10 protein-coding genes and 1 pseudogene are annotated in these 13,299 nt (G+C 45.7%); all 11 read left to right on the top strand.

Translation table 11 applies throughout. The features are described from left to right. The first annotated feature begins 203 nt into the window (after positions 1-203). The 11 genes and pseudogenes from HP399_RS27070 to HP399_RS27020 all read left to right on the top strand — a co-directional run bounded on the left by HP399_RS27070 (position 204) and on the right by HP399_RS27020 (position 13,096). Positions 204-827, top strand: coding sequence for a hypothetical protein (locus HP399_RS27070; RefSeq protein ID WP_173618226.1), 624 nt, complete (start codon positions 204-206; stop codon positions 825-827). A 551-nt stretch (positions 828-1,378) separates the two neighbouring features. After that, the gene (locus HP399_RS27065) at positions 1,379-2,398 is read left to right on the top strand and encodes an ABC transporter substrate-binding protein (protein WP_173618225.1); all 1,020 of its coding nucleotides are present in this window, start codon (positions 1,379-1,381) and stop codon (positions 2,396-2,398) included. Then, positions 2,398-4,479, top strand: coding sequence for a Fe(3+)-hydroxamate ABC transporter permease FhuB (fhuB, locus tag HP399_RS27060; RefSeq protein ID WP_173618224.1), 2,082 nt, complete (start codon positions 2,398-2,400; stop codon positions 4,477-4,479). Before HP399_RS27065 ends, fhuB begins: the two co-directional genes overlap by 1 nt. Positions 4,480-4,605: 126 nt before the next feature. After that, positions 4,606-6,183, top strand: a complete 1,578-nt coding sequence (locus HP399_RS27055) for a helix-turn-helix domain-containing protein (RefSeq protein ID WP_173618438.1) — start codon at positions 4,606-4,608, stop codon at positions 6,181-6,183. A 117-nt stretch (positions 6,184-6,300) separates the two neighbouring features. Beyond that, complete coding sequence (locus HP399_RS27050; RefSeq protein ID WP_173618223.1) at positions 6,301-7,329, top strand: ABC transporter substrate-binding protein; 1,029 nt, start codon at positions 6,301-6,303, stop codon at positions 7,327-7,329. A gap of 380 nt (positions 7,330-7,709) precedes the next feature. Further along, entirely contained in the window at positions 7,710-8,768 is a 1,059-nt protein-coding gene (locus HP399_RS27045; protein ID WP_173618222.1) for a Delta(5) desaturase DesA, read from the top strand. Between the two features lie 63 nt (positions 8,769-8,831). Then, a complete protein-coding gene (locus HP399_RS27040; RefSeq protein ID WP_173618221.1) occupies positions 8,832-9,974 on the top strand; it encodes a sensor histidine kinase in 1,143 nt (380 codons plus the stop codon). Continuing rightward, positions 9,971-10,570: a response regulator transcription factor gene (locus HP399_RS27035; protein ID WP_007722595.1), complete on the top strand. Its 600-nt coding sequence runs from the start codon at positions 9,971-9,973 to the stop codon at positions 10,568-10,570. The genes HP399_RS27040 and HP399_RS27035 overlap by 4 nt, the downstream gene beginning before the upstream one ends. A 221-nt stretch (positions 10,571-10,791) precedes the next feature. Beyond that, positions 10,792-11,195: pseudogene (gene tnpA, locus HP399_RS27030) on the top strand (IS200/IS605 family transposase). A 2-nt stretch (positions 11,196-11,197) separates the two neighbouring features. Then, on the top strand, positions 11,198-12,289 hold the full coding sequence (gene tnpB / locus HP399_RS27025; RefSeq protein ID WP_173618220.1) for an IS200/IS605 family element RNA-guided endonuclease TnpB: 1,092 nt from the start codon (positions 11,198-11,200) through the stop codon (positions 12,287-12,289). A gap of 237 nt (positions 12,290-12,526) precedes the next feature. Then, positions 12,527-13,096 (top strand): helix-turn-helix domain-containing protein, encoded by a 570-nt coding sequence (locus tag HP399_RS27020; protein WP_173618219.1) that lies wholly within the window; start codon positions 12,527-12,529, stop codon positions 13,094-13,096. Positions 13,097-13,299: the final 203 nt, after the last annotated feature.

The following is a 13,299-nucleotide window of genomic DNA, read 5'->3' as shown; positions in this document are numbered from 1 at the left end:
CTCATTTGAGGGGGATTTTTTGTCTTTTAACCGGACCGTTATAAGCAAAGGACCATTCAACTTGCTAAAGGGACAAAAACATGGGATAAGCTATTTGACCAAAGAACTTTAATGAAAATTTTAAGTTTATCCCACTTTATATTTTAGAAGTTTTTTCTAACTTATACCTATGAAAGAAATCATAAACGCGAAGGAGAATTGGTATGAAAAAAAACCTTAAAAAAACATCCGTATGTTTGGCAGCTTTAGGATTGGCTACTGCGATTTCCCTATCTGGAGCTTTAGTAGTAAGTGCAAATGAAAAGCCAACTCAAAAGACTGTAGCTCAAAACGAAGAATTGTATGCAGGAACTTACAAAAAGCTCTCAGCTTCCGAAGCTCTTGCCGACAAGGCTGTGAAAGCAGCAATTGATAACGTCTATGCACAGTTTCCAGAAACAAAATCTTATGAGATCATTGCTTATCAAGATGTGGTTTCAAAAGGTGAGTATGATAAGTATGTTATTAGACTTGAAAAAGATTCAAAAAACTTTTTTCACTTTGCAATAGATTCGAAAACGGGGAACCTTAGCTATACCATACAATCATTGGATGCTGCTACAGTTCTATCATACCCAAATGTAAAATCCGGGGTAGATAAATTCTATGCCTCACGTCCAGAAGCAAAATCCTATGTAATTTCAAGTGCCAATATTGTAGACAACTTTGTAAACAAATTTAGCAGATATAACCTTACGTTTACTGGAAAAGATCCCAAACAATCTATCACTATTGGAATAGATGTGAAAACGGGAGAGATTATTCCTACGAAGAAGCAAGAGCTCTAATCTGCTATCTTTGTTTGTAGGAAATAGTGTTGTAGACTGAACCTGTTTAGATGCCAAAGTTGTTTTGGAGTGAGGCTATCTAGAAAGTCGGCTTAGACTGACTTTCTAGATAGCCCCTTTACGTTTTATCACTACCATATGAAGTATTCTCGACCCCGGTTTCGGCTACGGCTAACACAGCGGCTCCACCAATTAAAATATACCTGATAGGGCCTGACGAAAAAAAGCTGCGCGAGTATTTCGCCACGAGATCTGATCGAAATACAAAAAAGGTACAGCATGGGGCCGTCTGGCTACAGATAAAGCTAGGACTGGAAGCCCGTCTTAATAGCAAAAGGACGAAAATAAAGTGTTAGACTGGCTTTGGATTTTTGAACTTTCCTGCCCGTTAGCGAATGATCATGCGAGCCTAAGTCTTTGAACACATCCCACAGTTGACAAAGATAATGATAATCATTATCATATTTAATGATTGATTGGAAATCATGTCCATCATGCAACATCCTTTATCATTCGAAGTATCACCTAGAAAAGTAAGGGGGAAATTTTTCATGCGTCTTATGAAATTACCAGTGATTCTTGTATTTTTGTCTGCGATGCTGCTACTTGCTGCTTGCGGTAATGCAGGGTCAACTGCACAATCTGGTTCCAACCAAGCTGCTACAGCTCAGCCTGACGCGGCGAAGCCGGCTGAAGAGCAAGTGCGCACAGTGAAGCACATGATGGGAGAGGCGACTATCAAAGGCACTCCTAAGCGTATCGTTGCATTGGAATGGAGCTCAGCAGAGCATTTGTTGGCTCTTGGTATTCAGCCTGTAGGGATTGCAGATATCCCTAATATGAAAAAATGGGTGAAGCTCCCTGTGGAGATTGCTCCTGAAGTAGTGGATGTAGGGAGTCGTACTTCACCAAACCTGGAATCGATCATGATGTTGAAGCCAGATTTGATTATCGGTATTAAACGAAATGTAGAAGCGAATTACGACGAAATGAGTAAAATTGCTCCAACGATTGCTTTTGATACGAATCCGGCTGAAGGTCAGGGATCACAGTATGATCGAATGATCGAGATCTTCAAGCAAATTGCGGATATCACGGGTAAAAATGCAGAAGCCGAAGTCGCTTTGAAAGACCTCGACAAGACTTATGCGGAAGCAAAAGAAAAGTTGACCAAGGCTGGTGCAGATAAAGTTCCATTCGTCCTCGCGATGGGCTACAGCAGTCAAAATGCGGTAGAATTCCGTTTGTCTACGGATAACTCTACAGCAGCAAGCATCTTGATTAATATTGGTCTGACAAATAAGTATAAGCCTAAGAAATTTGAGCAAACAGGAATGACACTGGCAGATGTGGAGGCACTTCCAGCGTTGCAGGATGCGAATTTCCTCCATATCATTCAAAATGATGACAACGTGATTGAGAATCAATTGAAGAACAACCCAGTTTGGAACGGTCTTACTTTTGTGAAAGAAAATCGCGTCTATGCTCTGGGCGGAGATCTGTGGCCGTATGGTGGTACCATGTCTGCAAAGATTCTCGCGAATAAAGCTGTAGATCTGTTGGTAAAATAATGAGTTTGGCCAAAAATAAAAAGTTTACACGAACTGACATCACTCCAGCCACTTCCTCACAAAGAGGGGGCTGGAGATTGTTCTTGATGTTAGGGGGTGGACTTGTCGCTCTGTTAGTGCTTACATTTGTCAGTTTGACACAGGGGATGGCAGACATTTCTCTGCGTTCTGTCGTACAGGCCATTATTGCTCCGCAAGACATTTCCGATCACCATATGATACAAGGTGTCAGGCTTCCAAGAACGGTCATGGGGCTTTTGTCTGGTGCAGCATTGGCTATTGCCGGAGCATTGATGCAGACGGTGACACGAAACCCACTCGCTTCGGAAACGACACTGGGCGTAAATGCGGGTGCCTATTTCTTCGTGGTGTTCGGGATGGTTTTTTGGCCATCATTCTTGCATGAACACCCGCTTCCCTTTGCGATGGCGGGCGGAATACTCGCAGCCGTTACCGTATATTTCATGTCTGGCGGGCGAAAAGGTTCGCCAGTGCGTGTGGCATTGTCCGGGATGATTGTCACCTTGGTGTACTCCTCCTTGACGAGTGCCATCATCTTGTTTAACGAAGAAACGACAAATGGCATTTTCCTCTGGGGCTCAGGCTCCTTGAAACAAAATGACTGGTCGGGTGTAGAATTTAGTTGGCCTTGGATTGTAGTTGGGATTTTGGTCAGCTTTTTCATGGCTAGGCAGCTGGATGTACTTAGCTTTAATGAAGAAACGGCGAAATCATTGGGGCAAAAGGTGGCAAAAACACGGCTTTTCACCATGTTTATTGCGATCTTGGTTACGTGCGTCAGTGTCAGTGTGGTCGGGCCAATCGGTTTCATCGGACTTGTGGCGCCGCATCTGGTACGATTGTCCGGCATCACGCAGCATAGATGGCTGTTACCGCTCTGTGCCATCTGGGGGGCAGCGCTGCTTGTAGCTTCTGATACGATTGCACGTATGTTCATCAATCATTATGGTGAACTTCCGGCAGGAGCCATCACGGCAGCTATTGGTGGACCATGGTTGATCTGGCTGGCTTTGCGTGTCTCGCGCAGTATGAGTGCTGGGACTGGTGGCTCGATGAGCGTCGGAGGAGCACAACGCAAAGTTTCGTATCCGTTGATTGTGTGTACGCTTGCTGTGCTGCTTGTGGTCGTTTGGATGCTCAGCTTGTCTAGCGGAAACTTGTACTTGCCGTGGACAGAGATCATCGCCATTTTTATGGGACAAGGAAACGAGATGTACAGTCAATTGGTGCTTGAGCTTCGAATGCCGCGACTGTTAACAGCGATGTTGGCAGGTGTGGCACTCGCGATCAGCGGAAGTCTCATGCAGAGTGCAGTACGTAATCCGCTGGCTGATCCGCAGATTGTCGGTGTCACGAGCGGTGCGGGTGTAGGGGCGATTATCGTGCTCCTTGTGTTTCCTCAACTCTCGGCTTGGATGCCGCTTGGGGCCGTTGTAGGGGGAATCATCTCTGCCGCGATTGTGTATGCGGTCTCTTGGAGAAGGGGACTCAATCCAATCATCTTGACGCTAGTAGGTATTGCCGTTTCTGCAGCAGGTGCCGCCTTTATCAATATCTTGATCGTACATTCCATGATCTTGGCAGCCCCTGCACTCACTTGGCTGGCAGGAAGTACATATGGGCGGGGATGGATGGAAGTAGGTCGCCTGTTGCCTGCGATCCTCGTCTTAGCACCGATCGCGTGGTGGTTAGGACGTCGGGTGGACCTCTTGTCATTTAACGACGAGAGCTCGACTGGATTGGGGTTAAAGGTGCGGATGACGAGATTGTCTGTGGCAGTCATTGCAGTGCTGCTCGCTTCAGCGGCAGTTGCCAGTGTCGGAGCCGTAGGATTTATCGGTCTTCTCGCTCCGCATGCGGCACGTATGCTGGTTGGACCTCATCATCGCCGTGCAGTTGTCGTCTCAGCCATGCTTGGAGCTGTATTGCTGGCTGCTTCTGATTTGCTGGGAAGGATCGTCATGATCCCGAAAGATATTCCGGCGGGGGTCGTGGTGGCGTTGTTAGGCGCTCCCTATCTGTTCTTGCTGATGTTCCGTTCGAATCGTTCCTTACAATAGACGTAGGCAAGTACTTGCCAAATACAAAGATCTCCAACATGATAAAAGTAGAACAGGCTGATTCTGGCAATCAGCTTGTCTACTTTTTCTTGTTATTTCCGGTGATAGAAGGATGTGAATCTGTTGATGATTAATCAAGATTATCCTGGCTTTTTGATGACCGCCTTTCGCAAACAGCGATTGAAAAATTTTCGCCTGCGTCAGGTGGAGGTAAACACCCATGTCCTTTGCTATGTGGCAGAAGGAAGTGCAGAGATTACGGTTGATGGTCAAAAGCAGGTGCTCGACGCCGGAAAGCTCTTGTTGTTGCGCCCGACGACGAAGATAGAAGAATTGCGGTGCCAATCAGGACCGTTGCACATATACAGGCTGCATTACGTGGAAGCGAGACGCGATCAGCATGAGAGCTCTCCCGAGAGGAAAGAAGTCAAGGTCTTGGCTGTCTCTACTCCCGCCTCATTTCTGACGGTATTGGATGAGCTCTCGCAATTGACAAGGAAGCGGGACTACTCTTCTTTTTTGCGGAGCCAAGCGCTACTCTACGAGCTGCTTGGTGTTGTTCATGATGAACAGAAAAAGAAAGAGGAAAAGGGCATTGGAGCGATTGAGGAGACTATCACCTACATGCAAAAGCACTACCGCGAGTCACTGGAATTGGGAAGCTTGCCGAAACTGGCGGGGTTGACCCCCAGCTCTTATTGCCGTGCTTTCAAACGTGCGACGGGAATGACACCCGGGGAGTATTTGACTGGGTTGCGGATGGAGCATGCCAAGGAGCTGCTTGCCCATTCTGGAGGAAGTGTGAAGGATGTGGCTCGTAACGTAGGTTATGCCGATGAGCTGTATTTTAGCAGGCTCTTTAAAAAACGAGAAGGATTGTCACCGCAAATTTATATGAAGCAAAGTGACCAGCGGGTAGTCGTGGTCAGCAAGCTGTTTTTGCAGGATCATTTTCTTGCGATGGGAATTCAGCCGATTGCTGCCCCCTCCTTCCCGAACTACTTTGAAACGAGGACGGGCTTTCCTTCTTATTTGCAGCAAAAGCTGCGCGGGACAAAAGCACTGAATGCAGAGCAGTTGATCGATCCGAAAGAGATTTTGACTTTGTCGCCTGATGTGATTGTCAGGATGAATTTTTTCAACAATCGGGAGGCAGGAGATTGGGAGAAAATAAAAGGAACGGTCTCCTTTGACGGCTATCCGAACTGGATTGACTACCAAACCAAATTGGCGACGCTCTTCAAGAAAGAGAGTCAGGCAGAGAAAATCATCAAGCACATCGACAAAGTAGAAAAACAGGCAAGAGATGCACTATTGCCGGTTACACGCACGGGTGAATGGACGATGATTCGTGTGCTAAAGGATGAGGTGCGCTTGTACGGCGTAGAGGGACACGCCCTCGCAGACTTGTTTTATCACAAGCTTGGATTTGCGCCTGACCCGAATGTGACCCACGCGGCCTATAAACCAAATGCGCTCAACGATCTGATCGAATTGAACCCGGAGAGAATCATCGTGTTCTGGAGTGAGCGGGAGCATGTAGCAGCGCTATGGAACAACCCGCTGTGGAGAGACTTGCGTGCGGTGCGGGAAAACAAAGTGTACCATCCCGCCAATCATGAATGGGACCCATGGGGACCGTTTGGCAGAGAGCATACGATTCAAAGGAGCACAGCGTACTTTCTCCAGGTCGGACAGGGGTAATCTGGTCCATGGCAATTAGACAATCACGTCCATGGAAAAGTAAGAGGAGTCTCTATATACTATCAATTGATAATTGTTATCACTAAGTTGATAAGCAGAAGTGGGGGCATTCTCGATATGAAAAGTAAGACCAGTTTACGTACCATGCGCCACATCATGACCAGCTTCTTCGCGCTGTGCTTGCTGGTTGTCCTTGCCGGTTGCGGAGGCAATGCCAATCAAGCTCAACAGACGCCAGCTGCATCGGGAACGACGACTGAGGCTACGCCAGCGCAAACCACACCAGCCGATTCTAATGAAGTACGTGAAGTGAAGCACGCAATGGGTACCACTCCGATTAAGGGAACACCAGAACGTGTGGTCATTTTAACAAATGAAGGCACCGAAGCCTTGCTTGCACTTGGCGTTAAGCCAATCGCTGCTGTACAGTCCTGGGATGAAGATCCTTGGTATCCTCACATCAAAGATGAGATGACAGGCGTAGAAGTGTTGGGCTTCGAAGACCAGCCGAATCTCGAAGCGATTGTAAGCTTGAGCCCTGATTTGATCATCGGAAACAAAGTACGTCATGAAAAGATTTACGATCAACTATCCAAAATCGCTCCAACCGTATTCTCTGAAGAGCTGTCCGGAAGATGGAAAAGCAACTTCACGCTCTATGCAGAAGCACTGAACAAGAAGGCGGAAGGCGAGCAAGTCCTGAAAGAATTCGACGACCGTGTAGCTACTGCGAAAGCAAAGCTGGGTCCTAAAGCTTCTACTAAAGTATCCGTAGCGAAATTCTCCAAAAAAGGCGTACAAATCTATCAAAAAGATACCTTTAGCGGTGTGCTGCTCGATCAGCTGGGACTCGCACGTCCAGCTTCCCAGGACGTAAACAACTTTGCAGAAATGATCAGTGAAGAAGGTATGTCCGCTATGGACGGGGACATCCTGTTCTACTGGGTAACCGAGCCAACGAAAGAATCTAAAGACATTGCGAACAACGCGAAAAAATGGATGGAAAGTCCAGTCTTCAAATCTCTGAATGTGGCGAAAACCAACCAAGTTTACCAAGTAGACGAAACGGTTTGGAACAAAGCAGGCGGCATCAAGGCAGCGAATTTGCTGCTCGATGACATCGTGAAGCGCCTCGATGTGAAGTAAATCAAAAAGCGTCAAAGCGAGAGACCTCATCCGAAGAAAGGATGGGGTCTCTTTGCACTCCTGCGGGTCTGTGAAAATCAACGAGACTACCCTTGAAGAGATCATAGAAGCTTTTCAAGATTTCCAAACGGGGAAAATGGGAATACTAATTTTTAAGGAGCGAAGTTCAGCAATCCTTCATGCGCTGGATTCTTCCTTTTTGCTGTAGTTTACTCCTCCCTCAATCTCCCAGATATATATTCAACCATGACATTTGTCATGTCCACGACTTGACGTTTATGACTACAGCGGCCAGACGCTATTTCCTACAATAAAGATAGAATATTGCGTCCGGCGAATTCACATGTCCCTGTGCGCATCAATCGAGGAGGAAACAATTGATGCATCAAGCCAACATTGCCCAATTGAAAAAGAATGTTGCCCCCTTTGAAAAAGCAGACTTGAAAAAGAGTATCCGACAGCTAATCAATACACTAGTTCCGCTGATTCTACTCTGGTACGGTGCTTATCTCAGTCTATCTGTGTCTTATTGGCTCACGCTGCCTATCGTCATTGTCGCAGCCGGCTTTGTCATCCGTACATTCATCATTTGCCACGATTGCTGCCACCAATCCTTTTTCAAAAATCGTCTGGCGAATGACATCGTTGGTACGATTACCGGTGTGCTGACCCTCGTCCCTTATGAACAATGGAAAAACAGTCACAATATTCACCATGCAACGAGCAGCAACCTCGACAAACGTGGCGTAGGCGATTTGTGGATGATGACTGTCAATGAATATCTCGAGGCTTCTACTTGGCATAAAATCGCTTATCGGTTGTATCGCAATCCGATCGTGATGTTTGGTTTGGGACCTATTTTTGTCTTTTTGATTCAGTATCGTTTTAATGTGAAGCGAGCTCGCCGTAAAGAGCGGTTGAATACGTATTTGACGAATGTGCTGCTGGTCGGTCTTTATGCGCTTTTGATCTGGGCGGCTGGCTGGCAAGCATTCCTGTTGATTCAAGGTCCGATCTTTTTCGTCTCTGGCTTGTTTGGGATTTGGCTGTTTTATGTGCAGCATACGTATGAGGATTCTTACTTTGAGAACGATGAAGAGTGGAGCTACGTGAAAGCGGCAGTAGAAGGAAGCTCCTACTACAAGCTGCCGAAGGTTTTGCAATGGATCACAGGCAATATTGGCTTTCACCATGTCCATCACTTAAGCCCGCGCGTACCGAACTACAACCTGGAAAAAGCACATAACGACACACCGCCGCTTCAGATGGCGACGACGATTACACTGGCGTCCAGCGTGCAGTGCCTGCGTTTTCATTTGTGGGATGAGAGCAACAAGCGGTTTGTGAGCTTCAAAGGCTTCAAGCGGTTGGCTGCTGCTCAGTCGGAAGCAATCATAGATGCACTCCAAAGCTCCAAACCGAGTTTGGAAGGAAAATAAGCCTGCCATAAACCTTTGAATTCCGATACACTTGAGAGAGTGGCGAAGAAAAGGTGGGCAAGCATGCAGAAGCAGAAGTGGTATCACATTCTACAAAAAAATACGGGCTTGAGCCCTTATGTGTGGGTTGTCTTCTACATCCTGCCATTTTATTTCATCTTCCGGTCATCCTCGACGTACGAAGCGGTGATCGGAATCATCATGATCATTCTGTTTTTCATTTGCTATGTATTCTCCTTCCTGTCAAAGGGTTGGCTGATTTACTTTTGGACGAGTGTGCAGATTATCATATCCATCGCCATGACCTTGATGTTCGGCTATGTGTATTTCTCGCTCTTCCTGGCGTTTTTTATCGGGAATATCGAGAACAAGATCGGCTTTGTTACGCTGTACACGGTTCATTTGATTAGCACCACCATATCGGTCAACATCGGCTTTTTCACCAAAAACGCGCAATTGATTGGCCAGCTTCCGTTTGTTTTGGTTAGCATGATAGCTGTCATTCTCTTGCCGGTGACCACGTACAACTGGAATAAGCGAGAGAAGCTGCAGGGAGAGCTGGAGCATGCGAACAAGCGAATTTCAGAGCTGGTCAAGCTCGAGGAACGCCAACGCATTGCCCGCGACTTGCACGATACGTTGGGGCAGAAGCTCTCCTTAATTGGGTTGAAAAGCGATTTGGCGAACAAGCTGATCAACAAAAATCCTACTTTGGCGAGAACGGAGCTGGAGGAAATCAGGCAAACGGCCCGTATCGCGTTGAAAGAAGTACGGGAAATGGTCACGCAAATGCGTGGGACGCGGCTAGAGGATGAGATGTTTCGGATCAAGCAAATTTTCAAGGCGGCCGAAATTGAATTCGTGCTGGAAGGCGATACGAATCTGACCAACACTTCGCTGATGACAGAAAACGTGTTGTGCATGTGCCTGAAAGAAGCGGTCAACAATATTGTGAAGCATAGCAATGCCAGCTCCTGCTCCATCGTCATCGAACCCACTCGTACCGATCTCGTCGTAAGCGTAACAGACAATGGGATTGGAATGGCGGAGGAATTGGTCTACCGAGGAAACGGTTTGCGTGGGATGAAGGAACGGCTAGAATTTGTCAACGGAAGTATGGAAATCCAGTCCTCGGTGTCTGGAACACAGCTAGTGATTCGGGTACCCAACGTCTTCAAACAACCGGAACAGGAGGCGGGAGGATGATTCGCATTGTCATTGCAGAGGATCAGCGGATGCTCTTGGGAGCCCTTGCTTCCCTGCTCGATTTGGAAGAGGATATGAAGGTCGTCGGAAGAGCAAGTAATGGTGAGGATGCCGTCAAGCTCGTGCATCAGCATCAACCCGACATTTGCATCATGGATATTGAAATGCCAGTCAAAAGCGGATTAGACGCTGCTGAGGAATTGAAAGGTAGCGGCTGCAAGGTGATGATTCTCACGACCTTTGCTCGCCCAGGTTACTTCGAACGAGCACTGAAGGCAGGTGCAAACGGCTACTTGCTCAAGGACAGTCCGAGCGAAGAGCTGGCCAGCTCGATTCGCAGCATTATGGCAGGGCGGCGGATCTATGCGCCTGAGCTGGTCGATGAGGCATACGGGCAGGAGAATCCGCTGACGGAGCGGGAAAAGGAAGTCCTGGTCTTGATCGCAGACGGGAAGAACACCAAGGAGATTGCCAGCCAGCTGTACATTACGACAGGGACTGTGCGGAATTACATCTCCGTTATTCTCGACAAGCTCGGTGTGAGCAATCGGATCGAGGCAATTATGCATTCAAAGGAAAAAGGCTGGTTTAAGTAGCAGACCAGCTGGAGGAGGCCCTTTCTGTTTTGGCAGGAAGGGTTTTTTTATCACTCGTGCCGTAAAACCCCTTGCTTTAGCTATGGGGATATAAGGCACTTTGCTCTGCATCCCTTGTAGGGGGTACTAAGAGCAAACAAAAATAGTCCTTTTTTTTCCAAATCTGTTAGAGATGTCTTCTTTATCTAACGAAATGGTATAATTAACCATATGTGATGGTTTTGAGTAGATCAGTGGAAAGTAACCACAATGTCGTATTTGACTGTAAATATCACGTTGTTTTTTGTCCGAAGTATCGTAAAAGGTTTTGAAAGTGCCAGTGGACATTCGATTAAAAGAGTTGTTTCTTGAAAAGGCAATGGAACTACGTGCGGAAGTTGTTGAAATGGAAATCATGCCTGATCATGTTCATTTGGTCATCAAATGCGATCCGCAATTCGGAATCCACCGAGTCGTAAAACATTTGAAGGGCTATACATCCAGAGTGTTGCGGATGGAATTTAAACATCTCAAAAGCAGACTTCCCTTGCTATGGACAAACTCCTACTTTGTTGCAACGGTTGGCACGGTGCAACTCGATGTGATTCAGAAATACATGGAGTCTCAAAAAGAAAGGAATGATTGAACTTGCATAGAGCCTACAAATTCCGTTTGTATCCAAACAAAGAACAAGCAACACTCATCAACAAGACAATTGGATGTACTCGCTTTGTATTCAATCACTTTCTTGCGAAACGAAAAGATGCTTACGAACAAGAAAACAAAACGCTGAATTACAACGACTGTTCTGCTTTGCTCACGCAACTAAAAAAAGAATTCGAATGGTTGAAAGAAGTGGACTCCACTGCCCTGCAATCAACCTTAAAAGATTTGGATTCGTCATACAAAAAGTTTTTCAAAGAGAAAAAAGGCTATCCCAAATTCAAGAGCAAGAAGAACCCAAAGCAATCCTATACATGCAAGATGGACATCAAAATAGAACGGAATCGCATCAAACTTCCTAAGCTGGGATGGGTATCGTTTGCTAAATCCAGAGAAGTCGAAGGGCGAATCCTATCGGCTACGATTAGATGTAATCCTTCAGGTAAATACTTTGTGTCAGTATTGTGTGAAACAGAGAGTCAATTACTCCCAAAAGTAGAACAAACAGTTGGGATTGACCTTGGGATCAAGGATTTCGCCATACTCTCTACTGGTGAGAAGGTGGCAAATCCCAAATACTATCGCAAGTATGAAAAACAACTGGCGAAATGGCAACGGATTCAATCTCGTAGACAAAAAGGCAGCACCAACCGGAACAAGGCGCGTACCAAAGTAGCTCGACTCCACGAAAAAATTGCAAATACCCGTAACGATTTTCTACATAAGCTGTCAACCAAGCTGATCCACGAAAGCCAAGTGATCTGTTTGGAGGACTTGCAAGTGGAAAACATGGTAAAAAATCACAAGTTAGCCAAATCCATTGCAGATGCTTCGTGGTCTATGTTTCGTACGATGCTGGAGTATAAGGCAGAATGGTATGGAAGAAGGATCTCCATTGTTGGAAAACAATTTCCTTCAAGCCAGCTCTGCTCAACTCCAAACTGTGGATACCGCAACAAAGCAGTGAAAAGTCTCAACTTGCGCAGTTGGATATGCCCGCACTGTGGCGTACAACATGATCGTGACCAAAACGCTGCTATCAATATTGAGCAAGAAGGACTTCGAGTGTTGGCGTAGTCAACTAAACTGTGGGACACACAGGGATAGCTTGGTAAAATTCACTCCGTTAGGAGTGACTACCCAAGAATCCCCCGCCTTTAGGCATGGGGAGTGTCAAGTGGTATATAATACACATAATGAATGTAATGATTGATGATCTGGTATATTTAGTATGATTTCATCCACTATCGTATATGAAATGCTAATCGCATATTTTTTTATAGTTTCCATCGATATGGCAAAGGGAGGCTTAAAGTGAATCTAGAAACCGATGATCCCAAACAAGTTGTTTTACAGGTTGGAGGGGTATTAAAAAAAATTCGTAAAGAGAAACATTTGAGCCTTGAAGATTTATCAGAATTATCGGGTGTGAGCAAGCTGACACTTGGAAATATTGAACGTGGAGAAACCAATCCCACAATCGGGGTATTGTGGAAAATTTCGAAATGCTTATCTATACCACTCTTGGCTTTATTCTCAACCGAAAACAGTGTGAATCTGTCCAGAGCTGGGCAGGGACTCAGAATTGCTGGGGATAATAAAGATTGGGTGATTGAGCCAATCTTTCAGAACGTAAGTAATGAAATTGAAACGTATAGAGCTTATTTACAACCGAATAGCTCATACTATCCAGAGAAGCATCACCACAATACAACCGAAATTGCGACGGTAATGTCAGGAACCCTTTCCATCCATGTAAATAATGAGTCATACACCTTGAATCAATATGATTCGATTAGTTTTTGTGCAGATGGTACGCATTCATATATAAATCACTCCGACGATCTTGTTGTCATCCATATTATATTGAAATACGGGGTCTAAAAATCGATCCCCTGTATTCTCATAGACTACGACGACTATGACCCTTTATCGACCGAATGGTTGCTAGAGGGTTATTTTTTGTTGTGATTTATTAGAGATGATAGATATTGGACAATTTTCGTTTGTTATATTATAGTGTGTTTTGTGGATTTAAAAGTATATTATAATATACCACTTTCTTCGGTTACGAATTAACTCCTGTA

It is taken from the genome of Brevibacillus sp. DP1.3A, assembly GCF_013284245.2.
GTDB lineage: Bacteria > Bacillota > Bacilli > Brevibacillales > Brevibacillaceae > Brevibacillus.
Note: the sequence above shows the minus strand (reverse complement) of the source record. Positions and strands in the feature narration are given on the sequence as shown.

Coding starts and splice junctions, on each gene's coding strand:
- HP399_RS27055 (WP_173618438.1), top strand. CDS start 4,606: ATGATTAATCAAGATTATCCTGGCTTTTTGATGACCGCCTTTCGCAAA.
- HP399_RS27050 (WP_173618223.1), top strand. CDS start 6,301: ATGAAAAGTAAGACCAGTTTACGTACCATGCGCCACATCATGACCAGC.
- fhuB (WP_173618224.1), top strand. CDS start 2,398: ATGAGTTTGGCCAAAAATAAAAAGTTTACACGAACTGACATCACTCCA.
- HP399_RS27040 (WP_173618221.1), top strand. CDS start 8,832: ATGCAGAAGCAGAAGTGGTATCACATTCTACAAAAAAATACGGGCTTG.
- HP399_RS27070 (WP_173618226.1), top strand. CDS start 204: ATGAAAAAAAACCTTAAAAAAACATCCGTATGTTTGGCAGCTTTAGGA.
- HP399_RS27045 (WP_173618222.1), top strand. CDS start 7,710: ATGCATCAAGCCAACATTGCCCAATTGAAAAAGAATGTTGCCCCCTTT.
- HP399_RS27065 (WP_173618225.1), top strand. CDS start 1,379: ATGCGTCTTATGAAATTACCAGTGATTCTTGTATTTTTGTCTGCGATG.
- HP399_RS27035 (WP_007722595.1), top strand. CDS start 9,971: ATGATTCGCATTGTCATTGCAGAGGATCAGCGGATGCTCTTGGGAGCC.